The sequence below is a fragment of the Pseudomonas sp. TE12508 genome (assembly GCF_056279485.1).
This window is the reverse complement of sequence record NZ_JBWCCN010000006.1, coordinates 54,757-79,495: the sequence shown is the minus strand read 5'-3', so window position 1 is coordinate 79,495 and position 24,739 is coordinate 54,757. Positions and strand designations below refer to the sequence as shown.

The 24,739-nt window shown below is 57.8% G+C and carries 26 protein-coding genes and 4 tRNA genes; 19 read left to right on the top strand and 11 right to left on the bottom strand.

The features are described 5' to 3' along the window. Positions 1-35: 35 nt before the first annotated feature. On the bottom strand, positions 36-794 hold the full coding sequence (locus ACZ9IM_RS09895) for a hypothetical protein (protein WP_185022054.1): 759 nt from the start codon (positions 792-794) through the stop codon (positions 36-38). Positions 795-1,190: 396 nt separating this feature from the next. Between ACZ9IM_RS09895 and ACZ9IM_RS09890 the strand changes: the two genes are divergently transcribed. The 4 genes from ACZ9IM_RS09890 (at position 1,191) to ACZ9IM_RS09875 (ending at position 1,603) form a co-directional block, all read left to right on the top strand. Continuing rightward, positions 1,191-1,266 (top strand) — tRNA-Glu (locus ACZ9IM_RS09890). Between the two features lie 2 nt (positions 1,267-1,268). Further along, positions 1,269-1,344 (top strand) — tRNA-Gly (locus ACZ9IM_RS09885). A 104-nt stretch (positions 1,345-1,448) separates the two neighbouring features. Further along, positions 1,449-1,524 (top strand) — tRNA-Glu (locus ACZ9IM_RS09880). Between the two features lie 3 nt (positions 1,525-1,527). Further along, positions 1,528-1,603, top strand: a tRNA-Gly gene (locus tag ACZ9IM_RS09875). Positions 1,604-1,676: 73 nt separating this feature from the next. Here the strand turns inward: ACZ9IM_RS09875 and ACZ9IM_RS09870 are convergent. Continuing rightward, positions 1,677-2,543, bottom strand: coding sequence for an AraC family transcriptional regulator (locus tag ACZ9IM_RS09870; protein ID WP_476223806.1), 867 nt, complete (start codon positions 2,541-2,543; stop codon positions 1,677-1,679). 408 nt (positions 2,544-2,951) lie between these two features. Here ACZ9IM_RS09870 and ACZ9IM_RS09865 point away from each other — a divergent pair, with 408 nt between their 5' ends. From ACZ9IM_RS09865 to ACZ9IM_RS09810, 12 genes are all read left to right on the top strand, one after another. Next, complete coding sequence (locus ACZ9IM_RS09865) at positions 2,952-3,143, top strand: Flp family type IVb pilin (RefSeq protein WP_008042358.1); 192 nt, start codon at positions 2,952-2,954, stop codon at positions 3,141-3,143. A gap of 148 nt (positions 3,144-3,291) precedes the next feature. Further along, positions 3,292-3,483 carry a Flp family type IVb pilin gene (locus tag ACZ9IM_RS09860; RefSeq protein WP_476223805.1) on the top strand — a complete coding sequence of 64 codons (192 nt, stop codon included), beginning with the start codon at positions 3,292-3,294 and terminating at the stop codon, positions 3,481-3,483. Positions 3,484-3,511: 28 nt separating this feature from the next. Further along, a complete protein-coding gene (locus ACZ9IM_RS09855; RefSeq protein ID WP_476223804.1) occupies positions 3,512-4,042 on the top strand; it encodes an A24 family peptidase in 531 nt (176 codons plus the stop codon). 2 nt (positions 4,043-4,044) lie between these two features. Next, complete coding sequence (locus tag ACZ9IM_RS09850; RefSeq protein WP_476223803.1) at positions 4,045-5,379, top strand: P-loop NTPase family protein; 1,335 nt, start codon at positions 4,045-4,047, stop codon at positions 5,377-5,379. A gap of 15 nt (positions 5,380-5,394) precedes the next feature. Then, entirely contained in the window at positions 5,395-6,216 is an 822-nt protein-coding gene (gene cpaB, locus ACZ9IM_RS09845; RefSeq protein ID WP_476223802.1) for a Flp pilus assembly protein CpaB, read from the top strand. Positions 6,217-6,292: 76 nt separating this feature from the next. Further along, positions 6,293-7,630: a Tad domain-containing protein gene (locus ACZ9IM_RS09840; protein WP_476223801.1), complete on the top strand. Its 1,338-nt coding sequence runs from the start codon at positions 6,293-6,295 to the stop codon at positions 7,628-7,630. Positions 7,631-7,642: 12 nt separating this feature from the next. Continuing rightward, positions 7,643-8,122, top strand: a complete 480-nt coding sequence (locus ACZ9IM_RS09835) for a TadE/TadG family type IV pilus assembly protein (protein WP_476223800.1) — start codon at positions 7,643-7,645, stop codon at positions 8,120-8,122. Beyond that, entirely contained in the window at positions 8,122-8,616 is a 495-nt protein-coding gene (locus tag ACZ9IM_RS09830) for a TadE/TadG family type IV pilus assembly protein (RefSeq protein ID WP_476223799.1), read from the top strand. Before ACZ9IM_RS09835 ends, ACZ9IM_RS09830 begins: the two co-directional genes overlap by 1 nt. Beyond that, positions 8,610-9,830: an AAA family ATPase gene (locus tag ACZ9IM_RS09825; protein ID WP_476223798.1), complete on the top strand. Its 1,221-nt coding sequence runs from the start codon at positions 8,610-8,612 to the stop codon at positions 9,828-9,830. Before ACZ9IM_RS09830 ends, ACZ9IM_RS09825 begins: the two co-directional genes overlap by 7 nt. A 3-nt stretch (positions 9,831-9,833) precedes the next feature. Next, entirely contained in the window at positions 9,834-11,267 is a 1,434-nt protein-coding gene (locus ACZ9IM_RS09820; RefSeq protein ID WP_476223797.1) for a CpaF family protein, read from the top strand. After that, positions 11,264-12,250, top strand: a complete 987-nt coding sequence (locus tag ACZ9IM_RS09815; protein WP_476223796.1) for a type II secretion system F family protein — start codon at positions 11,264-11,266, stop codon at positions 12,248-12,250. The genes ACZ9IM_RS09820 and ACZ9IM_RS09815 overlap by 4 nt, the downstream gene beginning before the upstream one ends. Positions 12,251-12,280: 30 nt before the next feature. Then, positions 12,281-13,243, top strand: a complete 963-nt coding sequence (locus tag ACZ9IM_RS09810; RefSeq protein ID WP_476223795.1) for a type II secretion system F family protein — start codon at positions 12,281-12,283, stop codon at positions 13,241-13,243. A gap of 739 nt (positions 13,244-13,982) precedes the next feature. On the opposite strand, the gene ACZ9IM_RS09805 is transcribed toward ACZ9IM_RS09810, so the two are convergent. The 3 genes from ACZ9IM_RS09805 to ACZ9IM_RS09795 all read right to left on the bottom strand — a co-directional run bounded on the left by ACZ9IM_RS09805 (position 13,983) and on the right by ACZ9IM_RS09795 (position 16,324). Further along, positions 13,983-14,252 carry a DUF3613 domain-containing protein gene (locus tag ACZ9IM_RS09805; protein WP_218397766.1) on the bottom strand — a complete coding sequence of 90 codons (270 nt, stop codon included), beginning with the start codon at positions 14,250-14,252 and terminating at the stop codon, positions 13,983-13,985. 18 nt (positions 14,253-14,270) lie between these two features. Next, positions 14,271-14,981, bottom strand: a complete 711-nt coding sequence (locus ACZ9IM_RS09800; RefSeq protein ID WP_123494613.1) for a tetratricopeptide repeat protein — start codon at positions 14,979-14,981, stop codon at positions 14,271-14,273. Positions 14,982-15,094: 113 nt separating this feature from the next. Further along, positions 15,095-16,324 (bottom strand): type II and III secretion system protein family protein, encoded by a 1,230-nt coding sequence (locus ACZ9IM_RS09795; RefSeq protein WP_038982062.1) that lies wholly within the window; start codon positions 16,322-16,324, stop codon positions 15,095-15,097. Between the two features lie 357 nt (positions 16,325-16,681). Here ACZ9IM_RS09795 and ACZ9IM_RS09790 point away from each other — a divergent pair, with 357 nt between their 5' ends. Further along, a complete protein-coding gene (locus tag ACZ9IM_RS09790; RefSeq protein ID WP_476223794.1) occupies positions 16,682-17,020 on the top strand; it encodes a hypothetical protein in 339 nt (112 codons plus the stop codon). A 42-nt stretch (positions 17,021-17,062) separates the two neighbouring features. Here the strand turns inward: ACZ9IM_RS09790 and ACZ9IM_RS09785 are convergent, their stop codons facing one another. The 3 genes from ACZ9IM_RS09785 to ACZ9IM_RS09775 all read right to left on the bottom strand — a co-directional run bounded on the left by ACZ9IM_RS09785 (position 17,063) and on the right by ACZ9IM_RS09775 (position 19,545). After that, positions 17,063-17,620: a hypothetical protein gene (locus ACZ9IM_RS09785; protein ID WP_476223793.1), complete on the bottom strand. Its 558-nt coding sequence runs from the start codon at positions 17,618-17,620 to the stop codon at positions 17,063-17,065. An 82-nt stretch (positions 17,621-17,702) separates the two neighbouring features. Continuing rightward, entirely contained in the window at positions 17,703-18,506 is an 804-nt protein-coding gene (locus ACZ9IM_RS09780) for a putative hydro-lyase (RefSeq protein WP_476223792.1), read from the bottom strand. Positions 18,507-18,597: 91 nt separating this feature from the next. After that, positions 18,598-19,545, bottom strand: a complete 948-nt coding sequence (locus ACZ9IM_RS09775) for a LysR family transcriptional regulator (RefSeq protein ID WP_008070207.1) — start codon at positions 19,543-19,545, stop codon at positions 18,598-18,600. 276 nt (positions 19,546-19,821) lie between these two features. Between ACZ9IM_RS09775 and ACZ9IM_RS09770 the strand changes: the two genes are divergently transcribed. Together ACZ9IM_RS09770 and ACZ9IM_RS09765 are read left to right on the top strand one after the other, a co-directional pair. Further along, on the top strand, positions 19,822-21,105 hold the full coding sequence (locus ACZ9IM_RS09770) for an MFS transporter (RefSeq protein WP_185022051.1): 1,284 nt from the start codon (positions 19,822-19,824) through the stop codon (positions 21,103-21,105). Positions 21,106-21,224: 119 nt separating this feature from the next. Further along, positions 21,225-22,466 (top strand): OprD family porin, encoded by a 1,242-nt coding sequence (locus ACZ9IM_RS09765; RefSeq protein WP_476223791.1) that lies wholly within the window; start codon positions 21,225-21,227, stop codon positions 22,464-22,466. Between the two features lie 66 nt (positions 22,467-22,532). Here the strand turns inward: ACZ9IM_RS09765 and ACZ9IM_RS09760 are convergent, their stop codons facing one another. The 3 genes from ACZ9IM_RS09760 to ACZ9IM_RS09750 form a co-directional block, all read right to left on the bottom strand. Continuing rightward, the gene (locus ACZ9IM_RS09760) at positions 22,533-23,171 is read right to left on the bottom strand and encodes a LysE family translocator (protein WP_427627245.1); all 639 of its coding nucleotides are present in this window, start codon (positions 23,169-23,171) and stop codon (positions 22,533-22,535) included. A 1-nt stretch (position 23,172) separates the two neighbouring features. Next, entirely contained in the window at positions 23,173-23,943 is a 771-nt protein-coding gene (locus ACZ9IM_RS09755) for a 2OG-Fe(II) oxygenase (protein WP_305446515.1), read from the bottom strand. Between the two features lie 92 nt (positions 23,944-24,035). After that, on the bottom strand, positions 24,036-24,662 hold the full coding sequence (locus ACZ9IM_RS09750; protein WP_476223790.1) for an alanyl-tRNA editing protein: 627 nt from the start codon (positions 24,660-24,662) through the stop codon (positions 24,036-24,038). Positions 24,663-24,739: the final 77 nt, after the last annotated feature.

The following is a 24,739-nucleotide window of genomic DNA, read 5'->3' as shown; positions in this document are numbered from 1 at the left end:
CCACCTGACCCGGTGGCTTTTCAGCATTGGCATGATCAGTCGTAGATCGCTTTTTTCTTCCAGTCGGCGTCAGCCTCGACGTCTTTGAGGCCTTCAGTCAGTTGGTTCATCTCGCCTTCCACCGGAGCGATCTTGTCCATGACCTGGGCGTTGGCGCGGGCCAGGAGTTTCTCCAGGTATTCCAGCTGTTCTGCGTAAATCTGCGGTTCCTGTTGTTTGCGCAGGTATTGCACGCCGCGTTCGAAGGCCAGACGAGCCTGGCCGGGCTGGTTCTGCTGCAGCGAGTGCTGGCCCAGATTGTTGAAGAATTCGATGTGCAGCAGGACCAGGATGTGGCGCACTTCACGGATCCAGCGCTTGGCTTCGTTGGGCGGCAGGAAACCGTCCTGTGCCGCGCGGGTGATCTGGCCATGCAGGGCTTCGAGCAAAAAGCGCACGTCTTTGGCTTTGGCTTCGGTCTGGATCGGTGCCGGCGGGTTGTTGACCGGGATCGATTCGCCTTGGGCGACGAGGGCACTCAGCTCGGCAATCCGTGCCTTTAAGGTGCTGTTGGATTTTTCCAGGTTCAGCAAGCGCTGGCAGACGTTCAATTCAAGACGGGTCAACAGCAGCTTGAGGGTCGGTGTCATCAACTGACCGGGGAAGGTCTCGGTGATTTCACCGCAGCGACGCAGGCGGTCATTGAGTTCAACCTTGGTGCGGGCCTTTTCCAGCTTATTGTTCTCCACCACATGGTTCATGTAGCCAATGGCGATCAATAGTGCGATCCCGGCTACGACTAGCAGGGTGATCATGAGTGGTGTCACCGGTAAGACCTCTTTTATTAGGGTTCGCGTGCGAGTCGAGTGTAGTAGCTTGGCATTTGGGCGCCTAGGGTCGCTCGACGAGTTGAATCGGCAATGGCTCTGCTTATATCGGCCGTAACGCTGCATAGATAAGTAAATAACGTGCGAGATGCACATTGCCATCATCCGGGCCGGGACTATAGCGCCTTGCTGGATGCCAGAATATAGGCGCCAAAGGTCAGTCGACGGAAAAGCCTCAAACGCTGCTGAAAGCAGGGCGAAGTCATTGATTTAAATAAATTTATATCTGGGGGTTGACGACCCCTCAATCCATCCATAGAATGCGCGCCACTTACAGCGTAAAGCACACAGCGAAACGCGGTAGGGAGTGAATGTTGTACGTGTGTCCCCTTCGTCTAGTGGCCTAGGACACCGCCCTTTCACGGCGGTAACAGGGGTTCGAGTCCCCTAGGGGACGCCAATGCGGGAATAGCTCAGTTGGTAGAGCACGACCTTGCCAAGGTCGGGGTCGCGAGTTCGAGTCTCGTTTCCCGCTCCAGTTTTAAACGGCTTTGCTTTCGGGCAGGGCTGAGTGAAACCAGAACCTAATCTTCGGATGCGGATCTGGGCACCGAAACACACACCATGTGTTCCGGGCAGCGTGTCCCCTTCGTCTAGTGGCCTAGGACACCGCCCTTTCACGGCGGTAACAGGGGTTCGAGTCCCCTAGGGGACGCCATTTGCGGGAATAGCTCAGTTGGTAGAGCACGACCTTGCCAAGGTCGGGGTCGCGAGTTCGAGTCTCGTTTCCCGCTCCAAATTCAAAAAAAACGCCGCTCATTGAGCGGCGTTTTTTTATGCGAGTTATTTGTCACGGGCCTAAAAACCGCCTCAACTTCCGAGGCTCTGTACCAGGCTTTCGAGCACTTCAGCGGTTGTATCCTCCAGCGCCGGTTGCGCTGCCACCGCTCTGAGTTGGCAGGTCAAACGGTATTCGCTGGGCGTGCAGTTGACGAACTGCTTGAAGGCGCGAGCGAAGTACGACGGGTCCTTGAAGCCGGCCTCATAGCCGATGCTGGTAATAGGCATCTGGCTATTGTCGAGCAGTTGCTTGGCGAAGCTCATGCGCTTGTCCAGGATGTAATCGGTGAAGCCAACGCCATTGGCTTCCTTGAACAGTCGGCTGAAGCGAAAGGTCGTCATGCCGCAGCGCTTCGCCAAATCCCTCTGATCGATGCTGTCGCGAAAGTGCTGGTCGATGTACAGCATGACGTGGCTCAGCGCCTGGTGTTTTTGGTGCCCCGAGGTCAATCGGATGCTGTCCGGCAAGGTCGGGGAGTGATCGATCAGCGATGTCTGGCCCTGGCCGTTGGTATTTCTGCGCAACTCGCACAGCTGCACCACGGCCGTCAGGTAACGCTTTCTCTCGTTGGATGAGAACGGCAACACCATGTATTCCCAGACACTGGAACGCATGGCCCATACCGCCAGTTCTTCCGAGTGCTGCACAGTGAACATGGTGATCGGGATGGTGGGCGTTGTGCGTTTGATCTCCAGCAACAGCCTCAAGCCTGGTGTGTCGGGGCGATCGAAATGGATGCAGATCATGTCCGCCTGTTCCCCGATGGGCAACGCGGAATTTTTCGCCAATTTGCAGTCGCAGGTACCCTCGAACTGCGCGATGAGTTCCTTCGTGGAATGATCGTGGGTCAGATCGAACCACAGTAGCGATGGCCTTCTGGTCAAATTGGACGTCATGTCTCTACTCTGGGGTTCTTAGCGCCGCTCTTCGCTGAGTAGTATTGTCAACGTGCACTGACTTTGCAGATTAAATGCTTATAAAGAACTGATACTTTAGTTCTATACGCTCTATATTTCGTTGCAAAGCCGTTACAGCCAGTTGTTTGTTAGCGTGGATCGATGTCCCGAGCCGCAACCGCTCGTCGCTTGTGAATCAACGGCAATCGCAATCGCAAGTCATTCCCTTTTTTTGCCCTGCCGTTCCTTCTAAAAGCCAATAAACGGCAGTTGGGCACCCCCGCAAAAAAGTCCTAGTGATGTGCAAAATCTTCCTAACGCCTATGCCTTGCCCCTGACTAGTGTTGCATCCAGGCAGAGCAGAACGCACTGCCTCCGAAAAAACAACATTCGAGTGAGGTGGGCAAAATGATCATGCAAACAATCAAGGCTTCGGTAGTGAAGTTCGCCAAAGACGAAGACGGCCTGACCATTGTGGAATACGCAGTGGCGGGTGGGCTTATTACGGTAGCTGTTGCTGCAATGTTCACTCTTTTGGGTGGCGCCGTGAACACCAGAATCACAGCGCTGTGCGCCGCGGTCAAAGGTGCTGCCTGCTGATACGCCGACTCGGCGGGGGGCGCGGCGACATCCATTGAACAACCGGTTGTTTCTGTTTCGCGGATAGACCGGACAACTCAACGGACTTCGCGCTGTCCCCGCCAATATTCTTTCTGAGCCATATGTCCCCTGAAGTGAGGCACACAAAATGAGTCTGCAAACAATCAGAACTTCGATAAGCAAGTTCGCCAAAGATGAAGACGGTCTGACTATTGTGGAATACGCGGTGGCCGGTGGGTTAATCACGGTAGCTGTTGCCGCAATGTTTGTTCTTTTGGGCGCCGAGGTGAACACCAGGATCACAGCGCTGTGCGCCGCGGTCAAAGGTGCTGCCTGCTAACGATAGTCCCGGTAGGGGGAGACGCGCCATGTCCATGGAATTGCTGGTGTCGACAGTTGTACTGCTAGGACTGCTGGGCGTCGCGGTGGTGAGCGATCTGCTTCGCCACCGTATTCCCAACATGCTGGTCCTGTTGGGGCTTGCCCTGGGATTGGTCAGTCAAACTTATTCAGGTGGTGTCAGCGGATTGAGTGACAGCCTGCTGGGTATGCTGATCTGTTTTGGGTTCTTTCTACCGATGTATGCCGTGGGTGGCATGGCGGCCGGTGACGTCAAGTTAATGGCCATGGTCGGCAGTTTTTTACCGGTTCATTACGCATTGTGGGCTGCCTTGTTCAGTCTGATTGCCGGCGGCGTATGCGGTTTCCTGATCGTGCTGTTCCGCGGTCAACTACTTCAAACCCTGGGGCGCTATTGGCTGATGGTCAGGGCGCAGGCTTATCTGGCGCCTGCTTCGGATGAAGTAGCCGGCAAGCCTTTCCCTTATTCGATCGCCATCCTGATCGGCACTTTAAACAGCGTCTACTGGCAACTCGTTGCTGGTGGATTGGGAGCTTAGTCATGCACGTCATCGTCGATAGTGATGCCTACCCCAGCGATAGGGACGCGGTGCAACGACTGGCGCCTCAGCCATGCACCATCCGCGAAACCGGTCTGACCGACAGTTTTCTCGGTGAGCTAGTGTGCAAGCATTTGCATGACGCCGGCGTGCTCGACATGCCGCGGCTGGTGGAGCGCCTGGCACTGACCGGTGCAGTACTGGAAGAAGTCCTGGCGTTTCTGCGCAAGGATGGCCGTGTCGAAGTGCTTGGCCAGATGGGGCCGCAATCGGCAGGAGGGCAGATGCTGCGTTATGGCCTGACCGAACGCGGTCGCAGTGCCGCCCGCGATGCCCTGTCACGTAGCGGCTATATAGGCGCGGCACCTTTCCCGGTGAGTACTTACCGTTCCCTGATCAAAATCCAGACCATTCACCACGGTCGCATCAACGCCGACGATATGCACAGGGCCCTCGCGGGCGTAGTGCTCACGGAGGGGATGCTCGATCAGTTGGGTGTGGCGCTGAACTCCGGGCGCGCGATCATGATTTATGGCCCCGCGGGTACCGGCAAGACGTATGTCAGCAGTCGGCTGATTCGTCTGTTCGCCGAAGCGATCTGGGTGCCTCATGCCATCGTCATCAACGAGGCGGTGATCGAGATCTATGACCCGCAGGTGCATCAGCGTCTGGATGACAACAGTCAATCGAACAATCTGATGCTCAACGAAGGGATCGACCGTCGTCTGCTGTGCTGTAAACGCCCGATCGTCATTACGGGCGGTGAGTTGAGCATGGAACAGCTGGACGTTCGCTATGACCCCTACACCCGTCAATACCAGGCCGCCTTGCAGCTCAAGGCCAGTAATGGCTTGTTCATCATTGACGACATGGGACGCCAGCGCATGGCTCCGGCCGAGCTGTTGAATCGCTGGATCGTACCCATGGAAGAGAAGCGTGACTTCCTCAACCTGGGCGGCGGTCGGCATTGCGAGCTGCCGTTCGATTTGATTCTGGTGTTTTCCACCAACCTCAATCCCCTGGAGCTGGCCGATGAGGCCTTCTTGCGCCGGATTGGTTACAAGCTGCAGTTCGGTTACCTGAAGCCTGAGGAGTACGAAAAGATCTGGCGTCAGGAAAGCGAGCGCCTGGGCATTCCTTTTGACCCGCTGCTGCTGCGTTATGTATTGCAAAGGCTTTATGCAAGTGAAGGCATGCCCCTGGTGCCTTGCCATCCCCGCGATCTCCTGAACATGGCCCTCGACCGTCAGCGTTACCTGGGCGGTTCCGGAGCCCTGTCGCCGCAGGAGCTGGAATGGGCCTGGCACAACTATTTCGTCCAGCTCGACTTTCTTTGAAGCGGAGATACTGACATGAGCTCTCGTACTGTTTCCCTGATAGGCATTTCCCTGGTCATGGGCCTTGGGGCTGCATGGATGGCCGATTCCTGGCTGAGCGCACGGCTCAATGCCACGCCGGATGATCACCTTCGAAGTGTGGTGGTCGCCACGGTAGAAATTCCCTTCGGGCAGATGGTCGAGGCCCAACAAGTGACGACCGTACGCATGCCGATGGACACAATTCCGGACGATGCTCTCGATTCAACCGACAAGGCCGTGGGCAAGATCGCAACGTTCGACATCTTGCGGGGCGACGTGATGCGCGGCGCACGCCTGAGCGAGCATTTGGGCGGCAGTACCCTGGCCTCGCTGATTGCGACAGACAAACGTGCCATTTCGGTGCGCGTAGACGATGTGGTCGGCGTAGGTGGGTTCCTCCTGCCAGGCAACCGGGTTGATGTACTGGCGACCAAAACCACAAGTGCCGGCAGCAACAGCGCCGTTTCCAAGACCATCCTCGAGAACCTGCGCGTGTTGGCGGTGGACCAGACCGCAGGTACCGACAAAACCCAGCCGGTAGTGGTACGTGCAGTGACGCTGGAAATGACGACTGCAGAGGCTGAAACCCTGGTTACCGCACAAACGGAAGGCAAATTGCAACTGACCTTACGCAATCCGCTGAACGACCAGAAGAAAATCGCGACCGTTGCGCCTGCACCTGCACCGGCGGCACCGGTCATGGCGATGGTCGCTGCCCCGGCGCCAAAACGCGTGGTACAGCGCAGCAGTGGCGAGCGTGGCGGGGCTATCACCATCATCCGCGGGATCGAAACCAAAGTAGTCAACATTCGCTGACAGAACGTACTAGGCGCCTGGGACACCCAGGTATTGGCGGAGCCGATCCGGATCAGTATCGGTAAATGAGGGCTTGATGATGAATCTTCGAATTCAGCAGCCGTTCACTGCGACGCCAAGGCGCCAGGAAGGTTCGGTGAGCGTATTGATGGTGATTGCGTTGGCGGCGATGTCCATGTTGGCGGCGTTGGCTCTGGACGGCGGACACATGTTGCTGAACAAGACACGTCTGCAGAATGCGGTGGACGCCGCCGCCCTGAGTGGCGCCAAAACCCTGAGTCAGGTAGCAGGCGCTACCAACTTTGCCAGCACCACGCGATCTGCCGCGCTCAATACGTTGTTGCAAAATGCCAATGCCGCCGGCAACAACGAATTGTCCACGGCTGTCGCCGGTAATCCAGGTGCATTTGCGGTAGTGGAACTGTCCGACAGCGTCTATGGCCCATTCTCTTTTCCTGGCCCGACGGATCCCAAATACGTTCGGGTATCGGTATCGAACTATAGTCTGACGGGTTTTTTCTGGGGCTTCGTTCAGTCATTCGGTGTGCTGGGAGACAAAGCGGTGGCGGCGATCGCCACTGCTGGACCCAGCCCTACCAGCCCGTGTGATCTCGCTCCGTTGATGATCTGTGGCGATGCGACCCAATACGACCCTGACGCCGGTATGTTCTGGGGCTTCCAGTTTGGTGATTTGCAGGTATTGAAGTCGGCGGCTGGCAATTCGTCCGCCATTGGCCCAGGCAACTTCCAGTTGCTCGATTTCGGCTCGGGCGGCAGTACGGTCAGGCAGGATCTGGCTGGAGGCGGCTCGGTCTGCCGCAATGTGGGAGAGAACGTCCAGACCTCTCCCGGCAACATGGTCGGCCCTGCGTCTCAAGGCCTGAATACACGCTTCGGCATCTACAACGGTCCGGTCAGTGCTTCGAACTACCCGCCAGACCTGGTGACCGCGTCCAGCAACCCTCAGATTACTTACAACGATTCAGTTACCCCGGCACAAGCGCAATACAAGGGCCAGCCTGTCACATCGAGCGATGGCAATCTTACGGCCGGTGGCGAGGCGATAATGGATTACAACGACTGGCGTGCCAGCGTGGCCGCGTGCGTGGCAGGGACCGGCAGCGGCTGTGAGAGCAATGGAGTGTTCGAGCGCCGGATGCTGAAAATCGTGGTGGGTGAATGCACCGGGAAACAGGGCGGTTCAACCTCGATTCCTGTCTTGGGTTTTGGCTGCTATTTCGTGGTGCAGCCCATGAACGGGGGCGGCACGGAGGCGCAGATTTTCGGACAGTTTGTGAAAGAGTGCGAAGGCGACAACGTGCCCAGCCCTTCGCCGGCAACCGATTCCGGCCCGCAGATCATCCAGCTCTACAAAACCTATCTCAACAGCGGCACTCCGAGCACTGACTCGTAGGGAGGGGGCGTCATGAGACTTCACGCGTTTAAACAGTCGCAGCGCCAGCAAGGCCTGGCCCTGGTGGAATTCACCCTCGTGCTGCCGTTGTTGCTCCTGCTGTTGCTGGCTTTCGGCGAGTTCGGCCGCATGCTCTACCACTACAACGTATTGCTGCAGGCCAGCCGTGATGCTGACCGTTTCGTTGCTAGCCAGGCCTGGAACTCGACGCTTGGCGCTGTCGCTCTGAGCGATGCGCTGAAGGCCCAGACGAGAAATGTCGCGGTCTATGGCGTGCCTGCAAATACCGGGACCGCGGTGGTGTCAGGGTTGACGACCAGCATGGTGGAAGTCGCCGCGGTGGGCCTGGACCATGTGCGGGTAACCATCACCTATACGTTCTGCCCGGTGATTGGCAGTGGTAATTGCACCGGCTCGATTCCGGGTTTCTTCGGTAATCCGATTGCGCTGAGCATTCCGCTGGTCGCCACCACTGTCATGAGGGCACTGTGATGAATCGCAAACGCATGCGCGGCACCTATGTCGTGGAATTCGCCATCATCGGTATGCTCGTATTCACGCTGTTGTTTGCCGTGCTGGAGATGGGCCGACTGTACTTCACCGTCAATGCGCTGGATGAAGCCGCACGGCGCGGTGCACGCCTGGCGGCCGTGTGCAACATCAGCGATCCGGTCGTTTTGCGACGGGCGATCTTCAATGCCGCGACCGACGCCGGTACCAGCCAGCTGATCACCGACTTGACCACCAACAACCTGACGCTGACCTACCTGGATGCCAACGGCGCTTTGGTCGCCAACCCCGGCGATACGAGTGGAGTCAACGGTTTTCGTGCCATCCGCTATGTCCAGTTGAGTCTGCAAAACTTCGTTTTCAATCTGTTCATTCCCGGGTTCGGCGTGCCCATTACCTTGCCCACATTCAGGGCAACGTTGCCACGCGAAAGCCTTGGGCGTCATTCCGATTCCGGGGAGATCACACCATGCTGAATACCAAGGAAACGCCGCTCTCCACCTCCACCGGCAAAGCCGGGCTCCGGTTGCTGATCAGCAGCCGCGATGCCACCTCTTTGCGCGATCTGCAGAGTGTCTGCCAACGCATGCCCGGCCTGGAGGTGAGCACTCGCCTGGTGAGTAATGGACATGTCGACCCGCTCTACGGCCTGGACCGGATGCCCGATCTGTTGCTGTTGCGCGTCAGCCACCTGTGGCGCGAAGAGTTGGCGGCGCTGTTGCTGCACCCGGCCCATGAGCGTCCGCCGATGTTGGTCTGCGGTCTGCTGAGCGAACAGGAAGGCATGCGTATGGCGATGCAGGCCGGCGCCCGGGACGTTCTGCCCGAGCCCATTGCCGAGACCGAACTGGTTGCCGCCTTGAATCGGCTGGTCATGGAAGTTCGGACTGGCAGTGGAACAGAAGGCAAATTGATCGCCGTGATGAGCGCCAAGGGCGGCTCCGGCGGAACCTTGCTGGCCTGCAATCTGGCTCAGCAGCTTAGTGCCAAGGGCGGCAGTACTCTGTTACTGGACATGGACCTGCAATTTGGCAGCGTGACGCATTACCTGGATGTGGCGCAGACGCACAGCCATCTTGAGGTGTTGCATCAGATCGACGGCATGGACAGCGTCGCGTTACGCGGTTTTTGCAGTCACTTCAGCCCGACCTTGCATGTGCTGGGTGGCCGGGCCGGTGAGCTGTGTCTGCCACAGGATGCCCAGCCCGAGCAACTTGACGCCCTGTTGAAGTTGGCCCGCGCCAGCTACGACTGGGTGGTGATTGACCTGCCGCGGCAAATCGACCACCTCACCGGCTCTGTGCTGGAACAGGTGGATCGGGTGTACGTGGTGGTGCAGCAGAGCGTCAGCCATCTGCGCGATGCCAGCTCCCTGGTGCGAATTCTTCGCGATGACCTGGGTGTGCGCGGCGATCAATTGCAGATCGTGGTCAACCGCTTTGACAAGTCGGCAGCGATTAGCCTCAAAGACATCGGTGAGGCGCTGCGATGCACCAATCTGTCGAAATTACCCAACGACTTCAACCTGGTCAGCCAGAGTCAGAACACTGGCGTGCCGTTGGGGCTGCATGCGCCGAGGGCAGCGATTACTACCGCTCTGCGCGACATGACCGAGGACCTGGTCGGTCAACAAGTAGCCGGGAACAAAGGCTTACTCAAACGCGCCTTCAACCGTTTTTTCGGGGGATGACCCATGATCAGCGACTTTCGTAACCGCTTGCGCAAACAGTCCGGTAAACCCGCCGCTTCGTCGGCGACCGAGGACCTGCTGGATCCGGCAGAGGAAATAATGGCGTGGGAACGTGCAGCGCCGGACGTTCTTTACGAAACCAGAAGCCAGGTCACTCCGGTGGAAGCCGAGTGGCGGGAAAAGATCTACCAGCAGTTGCTCAAGGTCATGGACCTGTCCTTGCTGGACTCCCTTGAACAGGCGGAGGCCACGCGGCAGATTCGCGATATTTGCCAGCGCTTGCTCGATGAGCATTCGGCACCGGTAAGTTCTGCCAGCCGCCAGTTGATCATCAAGCAAATCACAGACGAAGTGCTTGGCCTGGGTCCCCTGGAACCGTTGCTGGCTGATCACAGCGTCTCCGACATTCTGGTCAACGGCCATGCCTCGGTCTATGTCGAGCGCTTCGGCAAACTGCAACGGACCGATGTGCGCTTTCGTGATGATCAGCATTTGCTGAACATCATCGACCGCATCGTCTCCAGCCTGGGTCGTCGTATCGACGAGTCTTCACCGTTGGTGGATGCCCGGCTCAAGGACGGTTCGCGGGTCAACGCAATTATCCCGCCGCTGGCGATCGACGGCCCGAGCATGTCGATTCGCCGCTTTGCGGTGGACCTGCTCAATACCGACAGCCTGATCTCGGTGGGGACATTGACCCCGGCCATTGCCCTGCTGCTCAAGGCGATTGTTCGTGGACGCCTGAACGTGTTGATTTCCGGCGGTACCGGCAGCGGCAAGACCACCATGCTCAATGTGCTGTCCAGTTTCATTCCGCAAAACGAGCGCATCGTCACCATCGAAGACTCGGCTGAACTGCAACTGCAACAGCCCCACGTGGTGCGCCTGGAAACCCGGCCTTCGAATATTGAGGGGCGTGGCGAGGTAAGTCAGCGGGAGTTGGTGCGCAACAGTTTGCGGATGCGCCCGGACCGCATTGTGATCGGCGAAGTGCGCGGCGCCGAGGCGCTGGACATGCTGACCGCGATGAACACCGGCCACGACGGCTCGTTGACCACCATTCACGCCAACACCGCGCGTGATGCGTTGGGCCGAATAGAGAACATGGTGTCGATGACCGGGGCGACTTTCCCGATCAAGGCCATGCGTCAGCAGATCGCGTCGGCCATAGATGTGGTGATCCAGCTGGAACGTCAGGAGGACGGCAAGCGCCGCCTGGTCAGCGTGCAAGAGATCAACGGCATGGAAGGCGAGATCATCACCATGACCGAAATCTTCTCCTTTGCGCGTCAAGGCATGGGCGAGAACGGCGAAGTGCTTGGCGATTATCGCCCCAGCGGCATGATCCCGGCCTTCCGCGATGTGCTGGCCAAGCGCGGCATCGAATTGCCGCTTAACATGTTCAGGCCTGAGTGGATGGAGGCACGGCAGTCATGAACAATATTCCTGGTGAATTCATTCTGATGTTCCTCGGCATGGTGTTTATCGCCGTGTTCCTTCTGTCCCAGGGCGTGGTGGTACCGGTGTTCGGCGAGGCCGGCAAGATGCGCAAGCGCATCCGCGGTCGTCTGCATGTGCTGGAGAAAGCCAACAATTTGCCCAACATGCAAACGGTGTTACGGCAGAAATACCTGACGCGCTTGTCGCCCCTGGAGGCCATGCTCGAACAGTTGCCTTTCATGGCGAGCCTGACCCAGGTGATCGAGCAGGGCGGCCACGAATACCGGGCTTATCGGGTGCTGTTGCTCGGGCTGTTTCTGGGCGTTTGTGCGGCTATCTCGATCTGGATGCTCTCGTCGGTCTGGTGGATGGCGCTGTTGGCGGGCTTCGGGGTGTTCTGGTTGCCCGTGCTGAAAATTTCTCGTGACCGTGGCAAACGTTTCGCTGAGTTTGAGGAAGGCCTGCCGGATGCGCTGGATGCCATGTGCCGGGCCCTGCGCGCCGGACACCCGTTCAACGAAACCCTGCGCCTGGTTGCCGAGGAGCATAAGGGCGCGGTTGCTCATGAGTTCGGCCTGACCTTCGCCGACATCAACTATGGCAATGATGTACGCCGCGCCATGCTCGGCCTGCTCGAGCGTATGCCAAGCATGACGGTGATGATGCTGGTGACTTCGATCCTCATTCATCGCGAGACCGGCGGCAACCTGACAGAAGTGCTGGAACGTTTGAGCCGGCTGATTCGCGGGCGTTACCGCTTCCAGCGCAAGATCAAAACCCTGTCGGCCGAAGGGCGGATGTCGGCCTGGATACTGGTGGCCATTCCCTTCGTGCTGGCGATCGCGATCATCGTTACAAGCCCCACTTACTTGCCGGTGCTGCTCAATGATCCCATAGGCCATAAGCTGATCATCGGGGCTTTCTGCGCCATGTTGATCGGGATTTTCTGGATAAAAAAAATCATCCGGATTCAGGTTTAAAGCGGTATTTGCTACCGGGAGGTATAGATCATGGACTTTTTACTCGGGTTGTTCAGTCGGGTCACGGGGAACGAGGAGATGGGGCGCCTGTTGTTCCTTGGCGCCATTGGCGTCAGTACGGTGCTTGCTGTGGTCGCCGTGATCTTGCTGATGCTGGGCCTTCAGGACCCGGTGCAGCGTCGCCTGGCGTTGATCAAGCGTGGTCATTTAGGTAATACGACCGGGCAGGAAGCTCCGGGTAATCTGCAACTGTTGCTGGAGCGGGTCGGTCAGCGCTTTGCCTCGAGCGAATCGGCTCAGGCTTCCGCCACCCAGACGCTGTTGACGCATGCGGGGTACCGTTCTGCTTCGGCGGTGCAGATGTACTGGGCGGTGCGTTTGATGTTACCGCTGTTGCTGGTCGGCGTTGCATTGTTGCTATTACCTTTGATCCCCAAGGTTTCGCTGACCATTGGTCTGCTGTTGGTGGTCATGATGGCGGGTATCGGATGGCTGCTGCCGGCCCTGTATGTCGGCAAGCGCAAGCAGGCGCGTCAAAACCGGCTGCGCGCCGCGTTTCCGGATGCACTGGACCTGATGGTGGTGTGCGTGGAGTCAGGCCTGGCCCTGCCCACGACCATCGAGCGGGTGGCTGAAGAAATGTCGGTCAGTCAGGTTGAACTGGCTGAAGAGCTGGCCCTGGTCAATGCGCAAATCCGCGCGGGCATTACCAGTACCGAGGCGCTCAAGCAACTGGCCGTGCGCACTGGGCTGGATGATGTACAAGGGTTGGTCAGCCTGTTGGCGCAGAGTATTCGCTTCGGTACCAGTGTGGCCGATACCCTGCGCATCTATGCCGACGAGTTCCGTGATCGGCGTACGCAAGCCGCCGAAGAGATGGGGGCAAAAATCGGTACCAAGCTGATATTTCCGCTGATTTTCTGCCTGTGGCCGAGCTTCTTCCTGGTCGCCATCGGCCCTGCAATGATCGGTGTAATGAGAGCTTTCGGGTGAAATAACGGGCGGAGGCTGTCGAATACGATGGCCTTGCCGCCCGAGCCTGATCTGCACTTTCCTTCCATAGCTCCACACATCCCTGTAGGCGTTGCCGAAGGCTGCGATTTTTTGATTTTTCTGGCAGGCAATTCATTGCCCAGGCCTCTGAGTCAAAAGATCGCAGCCTGCGGCAGCTCCTACAGGGATTTGCGTATGTCTGTTCATCACGACCGGGCGCTGATTGTCGCGATACGCTCGGTGACAGGCTGGTCAAGACGCAAGCAATGATTGCCAGGCACTCCTTTAAGGAACACCGCGGTCAGGCGTAGGAGCTGGCGAAGCCTGCGATCTTTTGATTTTGATGGCGAGGAATCGCTGAAGAGCAAAAGATCGCAGCCTGCGGCAGCTCCTACAGGGATTTGCGTATATCTGTTCATCAATGACCGGGCGCTGATTGTCGCGATACGCTCGGTGACAGGCTGGTCAAGGCGCAAGCAATGGTTGCCAGGCATTCCTTTAAGGAACACCGCGGTCAGGCGTAGGAGCTGGCGAAGCCTGCGATCTTTTGATTTTAATGGTCGAGGAATCGCTGAAGAGCAAAAGCTCGCAGCCTGCGGCAGCTCCTACATTAGGGTGATCCGGTCAGGCTTGGATAATGCGCAGATGCCGCCGCTTTACTTGTACACGACGTCTAGCCCGGCTTTGCAAGCCAGGCCACTTTAGACGACACCAGAAGCTGATCACCCGTTGATGCGCCTCAGTTACTGCTAGGGATCTCACCCGCCATATCCTGGTCAAAAAACTCCGGAATCGGGTAGTTGAAGCTGTTCAGCCAACGCTGCATGGCCAGGTCACGTTCGGTGGCCGAAGCGGTTTGCAGTTTGGGTGAAGCAACTATCCCGCGAATCTGTAGCTGCATCCACTGCTCGGTGCCTTTTTGCTCCTTCGAAGAGGGGCCTGGTTCAAAAGCCCAGGCACTGGTGGACAGGCAAGCCATGCACACGATCAACAGCCTCTTGGTATTCATCTCGACTCCTCGTACGTTTTACTTGGTCGCACTGGATGAGGCAGCGGCTACCTCAGTTCTGCGATTCCCCTCGGATGCCACTGCTTTTTTAGCAGAAGCCTTGAGCTTCTCCGCGCGGGTTTGAGCCTCTGCGACTTGCTGAGGGCTTAAGCTGGCGCGGGTCACGAGTTCGGAAGCTGCCTTCCAGTTATCCTGATAGATCAGCAGCGTCACCATATTGATTGCCGCCAGTGAATTGGACTGTTTGAGCTCCATGGCGGTCATGAACTCAAAGCGTGCTTCAGGGATCCGTCGCTGATTGAGGTAGACCACCCCCAGGTCATTGCGCATCCTTTCGTCGGTGGGGGCCATCTTCACCGCACGCTCAAGGTGAGTGGTAGCGTTGGCGTAATCATTTTTGGCCGCGGCCAACTGGCCCAAGCCATGTTCCCCGTCAGCGGCCATACAGGTGCCGAGCAAGCTTTGATACAACGGCCCTGCCTCGTTACGCCCCATCAAGCGCAGTACCCGAGCCTTGCGCAGGCGAACCTGAACCAGGTTGTCGGGCAAACCTTCCAGATTCGCCAGGCTGGCATACAAACGGCCCTCATTGACCATGTTATCGGCCAAGCTCAGGGCCAGCTCTTGATCCGAAGCGGGCTTGGCACACTCAGCCGGTCGCGACGACAAGCCATTGCTGGCACAACCTGTGAGCATGATTGTCGCCGCTATTGCAATGACTGCTTTCATCGAGTGTCCTCTGGCTACAACACGTTGAACGCCTGGCCAATGGCAATAAAGCTGGCTTGGCAAGCGTTCAAGATCACCGTTACGAGTGAGGTCGAGGCAAGTCTGATTCAGGCTCATTGCGAGAGCCCGGAACGACTGTCGAAGTCGCCATTTTCAAGAAAGAACATACGGTAGAAGTTCGGGTCGTAATTGCGCAGCTGTTCGCCAGGCAATGACGGTAGTTGTGCATTGGCAGCCAGTGGCTGGACCAGATGCGGGGTAACGATCATCAGCAGTTCACGCTCTTCACGGTTGACGCTGTTGTCGCGGAAGAACGCGCCCAGAATCGGGATATCGCCCAGCCCCGGAAACTTGTTCACCTGGGAACTGTTGCGGGTGCTGATCAGGCCGCTGATGACGAAGCTTTCGCCGTCGGCCAGGGAGATGCTGGTGTCGGTACGTCGAATGGTCAGCGCCGGAACGATGGTGCCGGCGATGCTTACGGCGTTGGTGAAGTCCAGTTCACTGACTTCCGGCGCCACCTTCAGCGCGATACGGTTTTTCCCGATGATGGTCGGCGTCAGGGTCAGGCGAATACCGAATTCCTTGTACTCGATGGACACGTTATCGCTGCCGGAACTGGGTACTGGAATCGGCACTTCACCACCGGCCAGGAAGCTCGCACTCTGCCCGCTGAGCGCTACCAGGCTTGGCCGTGCCAGGGTGTAGGCGAAACCGCTGCCTTCCAGTGCGTTGATCGACACTAGAGTATCGCTGGACGCAAAAGCGAAGTTGAACATGCCGTTGTTCACCGGCACCGACGGCGTGACAATGCCGCCGACGGTGGGCAAGGTTCTCGGTGAGCCGAACAGGAAGTTGCCTTGGCGGCCAAAAATCGAGGCATTGGCTTCCTTGAGTTTGGTCCGGCTGACTTCAACGAAGCGGATGTCGGTTTGCACCTGGATCGGCAACAGCGGATCTTCGGAAGGCACTGTCGAGACGCTAGTGAGCGCCGCGGTGGCCTTGCCCTTGACGAACACCATGCTTTGGCGCGGCGTTGTCGAACAGGCAGTCCAGACCATCAGGCTGGTGGTCCCCGGCGCCATACCGGTGAGCAAGAAGGCATTGGGGTTGTTGCCGCTGGGTTGCACGTCGGCGATTTTCGGATCGCCGACTGCCAGCTGTGTCACCGGGACGGGGACGCGCAGTTCATTCTGAAGCCCCTGGCCGACCTCAAACGTTGTCGGCATATTATCCAGTTGCGAACAATTGGCCGGCGCGGCCTGAGCCGCATTCACGCTGAGGCCCGTCCAGAACAGACCATGGATAATTCGCTTGAAAGCGGGCACGGTACGATAGCTCATTAAGTGCATCCTCGCTGAATAGCCATCTTTGAGGCAAAACCAGGTTGCCTCGGATCACTACAAGGGGCCTTGGTCGGCCCTCTACCCCGCCAGGCCCCTGACTAATGGCTCCGGCAATATTCCGTGGTGCTACATGCAAGCAACTGCAATACGCTGTTCTGACGGAACAACGAGCGACCTTCGCTATAACGGTTTTTAGTGATCCAGATGCCTGGGCTGTCAACCCGAACGATATGCGCAGGCTCGACAGCAGCTAAAGACGGCACTTTGCGCCGACCTGACTCCCCTAAAAAGCAACCGGCAATTAACGCACTGAGCCGGAAAACGCTTGTCAGGATCATAGTGAGGTAACTCCTTTTGCCAATCCGCTATCTGATCGCTGAACCTAACGTGGCATTTCGAACCGTTATGTCTTCTTCTTGTTTGAAAGGTAGTTCAACCAAGGCAAAGCGCCATGCTTTGAACGAAAACTTTCGATACAGATACTGGTTTTTTTCTGAAAGCCACGGTCAGGCCGCGCAATCATTGGTATTGCGCTGGATGCTGATGGAATATGGGGTGCTTTACGGTCCTGCGAGTTTTTCTTTGGGTTTTGCGCTGCATATTTCACAAAAACGCCACTCATTGAGTGGCGTCTTTTCAGGCGTGCCGGTTTGTACTTTTCGGATGCTGACCAAACCTAACAATGGCGTCTGAGGGGATATTACAAGGAAGCTGAATACGACTGATTGTGTAGCTCTACACCTGCGAAGTGCAGGTTGGCGTATTGGCCGTAAGGTACTGGATCACCTCTTCAAGCGTGTCTATATCAGGAGCATTGCTCACTAAGGCTTGCGAACTGCACCATGGGTAATCCAGATGCGATACCCACTCCATGATGCAGTGCAGATCAGTCGCTGGCAGGGTTTTCATGTGCTCAATGGTGATAGTGAGCCTCTCGACAAGCCTCGACTCGGGGCTGAACTGCCACTCATACAGACCGCAACCGACTCGAACTTCGCCGCCGCTCTTATCGGACATGCCGACCAGCCATTTGCACTGGAATGTTTTGGCCTGCGGTTCAGGTGGGAGTCCCAGACAAAAGGTATAGACGTTTTCGAAAGTCTGGCCGAATCGCCTGACGAGTACATCGCCGATAGATCCGAGGCCTTCAACGTGGGGTGGAAACGAGATAGAGCCGGTATGCACGACCATGTCCAGTATCGCGTCTGGCGCAAAGGCCTGGCGCAACAAATGTGGGCGATTACTGTCCTTGGCTTTTATGTACTGTTGAATCGATTGTTGAGCAGTGTTCATTGTTTGTCCGTCGAATCCCTATCAGGTTGAGAACATCCTTATCCGAGGCTCACGTTACTATGCCACGCGAGCCCGCCCTCATTTACAAAGCGCTATTCCACACATCCGTTACCAGCATGCAGCCGGGAGCATGGGTGATGCACAGCGGCGGACGTGAAGTTTGTACCACCGATTGCGGGGTCACACCGCAGGCCCAGAATACCGGGATTTCGTCGGCTTCGACTGGCACGGCATCGCCGTAGTCCGGGCTGCTTAGTGAATCGATGCCGATCAGCGCCGGATCACCGATGTGCACAGGCGCGCCGTGGACGTTGGGCATGCGTGCGGTGATCTGGATCGCCTGGATCGCCGCGGCGGCCTTCATCGGGCGCATGCTCACCACCAGCTTGCCGCTCAGGCGAGCGGTAGGGCGAGTGTCTATGTTCGTCCGGTACATGGCAACATTGCGCCCCAGATCGATGTGCCTGAGGGCGATGCCGGCATCCAGCAGCGGTTGTTCGAAGGAGAACGAGCAACCGATGGCGAAGGCCACCAGATCGTCCTGCCACAAATGCTCGATATCCGACGGTTCTTCGCTCAGCTCGCCATGGCGATAGACCCTGTATCGGGACACCTCGTGGCGGATATCAATGGCTGTGCCGAGATTGCGAAAATACGGATCACCCGGTTCGGTAACGTCGAGCACCGGGCAAGCCTGCCGATTGAGCGTGCAATACCGGAGAAACTCGTTAGCCCAATCATTGGGTAGAATCACGATATTGGCTTGCACCCGACCTTGGGCCAAGCCGCTGGTGTGGCCCCGATATTGTCCGGCAGCGATGCATTGGCGCAGGGCCAGTGGAACGCTGTGCTTCAGTTGTTCGAACGACAGGGTGGGTTGGCTCATCACGGCATCTCTTCAGGTTCGATGACCCTTTTTAGAAAACCATGACGATGCCGTCCAACCAGGAATGTTGTTACCCCCCGACAACTAAAAGTTATTCAAGGGACCGTCGGCTGTTGAGACCGGGTGCCGGAACCATTCGAAGCGGGCCGACATCCGCAGCGTATTGGGAGACCACCTGGCGGCTCATGTCGACGATGCTCTCGATCAACTCCAGGCCGACGCCGGCGCGCCACGAAGCCACGACATCCAGTTGCGGCAAGCGAGTGCCCGGTTCCAGCTGAATCAGCTCGCCGCTGGCCAAGGGCTTGGCCACCAGCGCGGCCGGCAAGGCGCCAATACCGAATCCGTCACGAATCAGCCGGGTCATGGCCGACACTGAGTTGACGCAACTGACGCGTGGCGTGCTGATGCCGTGGGCGTGCAGCAGGTTGAGTACATCCTGATGCGGCCGGGAGTTTTTGACGAAGGTGATGATGCGCTCACTGGCCATTTCGGCCAGTGAGGCATAGGGGCGGGCATAGATTGAGTTACTGGCGGCGATCCAGTGCATGGGGTAGTGCGCCAGTTCGAGGTTGCGCACACTTTCGTGGCGGATCAGGTCCGTCTGGAACACGATGTCCAGATAGCCCTTTTGCAGCTGATCGCACAGATTGCGTGCGGCGTCGGCCGTGATCTCGATTTCCACGGCGGGGAAGGTCTGCATCAAGGTCGACATCAACGGGCTGAGCCAGGTATGGATCACCGTATCCATCACACCGATGCGCACCAGGCCCTGTTGCGGGTTGGTGTTATCCAGTGAGTGTTTCAACGCTCGCTGAACCTCGAGCATCTGCTCGGCGTAGTCGAGCACCTTGAGACCTTCGAGCGTCAGCGACACGCCGCGCGAATCGCGCACAAACAAACGCAGGCCCAACTCTTCTTCCAGCGAGGCAATCCGGCTAGAGATAGCGGCCTGAGTGCTGAACATTTTCTCGGCGGTGAGGCTGAAGCTTTGCAGGCGGGCGACCCAGACGAAGGTTTCGAGAAATTTGAGGTTCATGGCGGTTCTCGTGGGGGGGGCGTTCACTGTTTTTCCACAGAGAACCGTGGTGGGGGTGCAGTAATTGTTACTCCAGAGTTCGTCGCCGGGGGTATCAAATTTTCTTATGCATAACCTCGTTTTTTTCCCGTTTGACGCAGTTTGGCCTTGGCGCGAAGAATCCGCTCCACGACGCAGCCACTGCGTCTGCCCCCCACGACAACGCCTTCACAAAAAAATAATGAGGCGTGTCCGTCATCTTCGCTTGCTGCCGCAGGAACTCCCATGGAAAAGACCATGACTGACCACGTGCTTTCAGGTTCGGGCCGCACCGGCCCGTTCAGTTGGTACGGCCCCCTGTCGAAAAATGAAAAGCGTACCTTCTGGAGTTGCAAGATCGGCTATGCCCTGGATGGCATGGACACACAAATGCTGAGTTTCGTTATTCCGACCCTGATCGCCACCTGGGGCATCTCCAAGGGCGATGCCGGGATGATTGGCACTTGTACGCTGCTGGCCTCGGCGGCGGGAGGCTGGATCGCCGGAATACTGTCCGACCGCATCGGTCGGGTGCGCACCTTGCAATTGACGGTGCTGTGGTTCGCCTTCTTCACTTTCCTCTGCGGACTGGCACAGAACTACGAGCAACTGCTGGTGGCCCGGACTTTGATGGGCTTTGGTTTCGGTGGCGAATGGACTGCGGGTGCGGTGCTGATTGGCGAGGTGATTCGTTCCAAGGATCGCGGCAAGGCAGTGGGCATGGTGCAGGCCGGATGGGCGCTGGGGTGGGGGCTGACGGCATTGCTCTATGCCGGATTATTCAGTTTTCTGCCGCCGGAAGAGGCCTGGCGGGCGCTGTTCATGATCGGGTTGGTGCCAGCGCTATTCGTATTGGTGATCCGCCGACTGGTCAAGGAGTCGGACACCTTCGAGCAGGCCTGTATTGAGCGCAAGGCCAAGCCTGAAAAGGATTCGCGTTGGGCCTTCTTCGAAATTTTCGCGCCTCGGATGCTCAGTACCACCTTGCGCGCTTCGTTGCTGACCACTGGCGCGCTGGGCGGTTATTACGCGATCACCACGTGGTTGCCGACCTACCTGAAAACCGAACGCGGCCTAAGTGTACTCGGCACTGGCGGCTATCTGGCGATGGTGATCGTCGGCTCCTACATCGGCTATGTGACCAGTGCATTGCTGACCGATGCCATCGGCCGAAAGAAGAACTTCATCCTGTTTGCCGTCGGCTCCATGGCGATCGTTCTGGCCTACACCCAACTGCCCATCGACAACACCTGGATGCTCTGGCTGGGCTTTCCGTTGGGTTTCTTCGCTTCGGGCATTTTTGCCGGCATGGGCGCTTTTCTGACCGAGTTGTTTCCGACCCGCATGCGCGGTTCGGGCCAGGGCTTTTGCTATAACGCCGGGCGTTCCATTGCGGCGCTGTTTCCGTTGTTCATCGGTGCGCTGAGCGAAACGTTGCCGATTGGTACGGGGATCGGAATCTTCGCTGCCGGTGCCTACGGCGTGGTGATTCTGGCCGCGTTAAGCCTGCCGGAAACCCGCGGTCGACAACTCGAATCCTGAACCCCGACACGTCTGGGCCATTGTGCCCAGACGTCGCTGATCCATTGCTAATCGACAAACATCGGCCGCGATCGCAACGCCCCCGAGAGGGCTCGCTCGCGCCCGTAACAGGAGCAGGCATGAACTATTCGCTTTCCACCCAACGGTTGTACCTCCCGGTCGGCACATTGCTCGGTTTGAGTTTGCTCGGCGCACCGGCCGCTCAGGCGGATTTCATTGCCGACAGTAAAGGCAGCCTGGAAGCCCGCAACTTTTACTTCAATCGCGATTTCCGCCAGGACGGCTCGCGAGACAAAGCCGAGGAATGGGCACAGGGCTTTCTGTTGCGAATGGAGTCCGGGTATACCGCTGGCACGCTGGGGTTTGGTCTGGATGCGCTGGGCATGGCCGGTTTTAAACTGGACTCCGGCGGCGGCACGGCGGGCACCAATCTGTTGCCGGCGGATTTGTCGGGTGGCTCGCAGGATCGCTATGGCGAGTTGGGCCTGACCGCCAAAGTACGTTTGTCCAAGAGCACCCTGAAGCTGGGGACGTTGCAGATCAAGGATCCGGTGGTGAACTCCAACGACACTCGCCTGTTGCCGTCAACTTTCAAAGGCGGCCTGGTCAATGTGCAGGAAATCGACCGTTTGAAGCTCACCGCCGGTCAACTCACGCAGATCAACTTTGTCGATTCCACTGACTATCAGGACATGACCGCCAATCGCATCGGCGGGCAAAGCGACAAATTCCAGTTCGCCGGGGCTGACTATCAATTCCTGCCGAACCTGACAGCGCAGTACCGCTACGGCAAGCTGGAAAACATCTACCAGCAAAACTACCTCGGATTGGTCCACCTGCTGGATCTGGGAGCCGGTCAGTCGCTCAAGAGCGACGTGCGCTATGCGCGCAGCATCGAAGATGGCAACTTCCGTGACCTCGACAACCAGGCTCTCGGTGCGATGTTTACCTACAGTCGCGGCGGTCACGCGCTGGGCTTCGGCTACCAGCGCATGAGCGGCGACGATCCGTTTCCGTACATCGGACGCAGCGATCCGTACCTGGTCAACTTCGTGCAGATCAATGACTTCGCCAACGTTGACGAACACTCCTGGCAAACGCGCTACGACTATAACTTCGCCGCATTGGGTGTGCCGGGGTTGAGCTTTATGACCCGCTATATCTCGGGGGATAACGTGCAGCGCAGTGCTGCGGGTGAAGGCAAGGAATGGGAGCGCGACACCGATATCGCTTACGTGGTGCAGGACGGTACGTTGAAAGGCTTGGGCTTTAAATGGCGCAACGCGTCGGTGCGTTCGAACTTTGGCAATGATCTGGATGAGAATCGCTTGATCGTCAGCTATACCCTGGCGCTTTGGTAAATGTCTGGGTTATCGAACAAGAAATGATATCGACGGCCCGCCAGCCAGACTGGCGGGCCGTTTGTTTTACATCGACAGAATCAACCGGCCAGCGAACAGAATCAGGATCACCCCCATGGTTCGTTCGAACCAGTGCCCCATGCGCATGAACAGCAACCGCACCCGGGCGCTGGAAAAGAACAGGGCCACGATCACGAACCACAAGGCGTTCACGAAACACATCCATAGCCCGTATAGCGCCTGAATCTGCAGTGGTGTCGTGGCGCTGATGATGGTCGTGAAGATCGCCAGGAAAAACAGCGTGGCCTTGGGATTAGTGGCATTGGTCAGAAATCCCGTGCTGAAGGCCCTGAACAAGGTCTGCCGTTCAGTTGACGCCTCTGCACCCTTGTCGCCTTCAATCGCTGATTTGGGTTTGCTGCGTATCAGGCTCACGCCGAGGTACAAAATGTAGGCACCCCCCACAACCTTGGCCACCGTCAACAACCAGGGCGTGGTGTGCATCAGCGCGCCGACGCCGAGCAAGGTGTAAAGCACATGCACGGAAATGCCCGCGCCGATGCCCAGCGCCGTGCAAATACCCACTAAGCGGCCGAAACGCACGCTTTGGCGGATGGTCACGGCGAAGTCCGGTCCGGGGGCGACCACGGCCAGAAAGTGGATCGTTGCCAGCGCCAGAAACTCGCCCAGGTAATTCGAAAACATCTCAGCTCCAGAAAGTCAGGGGTGAAGCATTGCCGCGATAGCCGACAAAGAACGAAAGGCTCAATCGCGGGTCGTCCACACCCGGGGTCACCGAGTGCATGCAGCGCGAATTGAACATGATGAAATCACCCGGCTCAGGACGAATCTCTAGGGTCGGAGGGCCAAGCAAGGCCGGGTCGATGCCGTAACTGTCGCCACGCATTTCATCGAACTGGTCCGGAGAAATGTCGTGGTCCCACATCTGCAATGCGCCGCCCTCGGTCGGCATGTTCAGGTAAACATTGCAGGCGAACTGCGCTTCCAGGCTTTTGGCCTGGAAGCTGTCCGGGGCATCCTTGGCGAAAATGTCGTGATGGGCGAGGAAGCACACGCCGGGCTTCACGACCCGGGACAGGCCCACATACATCTTGCGGCCATAGAGATTTTCCAGGTGCGCCCCCGCCGGCCAGGACTCGTCGAGCATGCAGCGCAGCGTGTCGACAGGAGAGGAGTAGGGCGCACAACGGCTGCGCAACTCGGCGATATTGCTGGTGGCGCGCTCGAAATAGTCTTCGATCAACAGCGGCTGGTTTTCCGCTTCATAAAACGCCATGCCAATGCGGCCGATACTCGGCGCGTTGATGTAGCCTTCGAAGCCGGGGGCGAGGATCTTGTCGCCGATCTGGATCGCCAGCGGCCCAGGCAACAAGCCCTTGACGCGGATGGCGAGGACTTCTTCATTGGCCAGTTTTTGTATGCACGTCTCATCGAGACGCTCGACGTCAAGCATCATGTCTTTAGGTCCATCTATCGATAGTCAACAGAGCCCGCGAACGCAGACTCCCCCGGCGTCAGGCGATGACGGGGCCGACATCGCCCAAATGCTCAATCCACGCTGTAGTGGACTGACAGCGTTCCCTTTTTCTGTGAAAGGGAAGCGATCGTGACCGTGCCCAAATCCTTCAGGCTCCGTACATGGGTGCCGCCGCAACCGTAGGCGGGCAGTTCACCGAAACCGATTTCCCGGGCGCCTTCGCGCAACGACGTCAGGCGCGGCAGGTCATGGGCGATCCATTGCTTGATGCCGTGCTGAATCGTCTGCGCATCGACCTCCTGCGCGCTATCAGCCGGCTTGAACTGGACACGTCCTTCATCGGGCCAGTGATGAGCCTTGATCGGCATCCAGCCCATCGCCTGGACGAAGTGACCGATCAGGTGCCCCGCTGAATGCATGCGCGTGTTGAACCGGCGTCGTTGCTCGTCAACCCGAATCTGGGTCATGCCGAGTTTTACCGGGTGGTCGACAAAATGGATGATCCGGTCCGGATCCTGAACCACGCGCAGCACCTGGCTTTCGCCGATCCAGCCGGTATCCCAGGGTTGCCCGCCGCCTTGAGGATGAAACAGTGTGGCGCGCATCACCACAGCGAATTCGTTCTCCTGGGGTGTGCATTCCAGGACTTCCACGTTGGCCTTGAGCTCATCACTATGGAAGAAGAGGCGAAGCGTCATATTCCATGCTCTTATTAAAGATTCTATTTTTATTATATGAACCGTGGAATTGCGTGATAATCCGTTCAATCATCAAA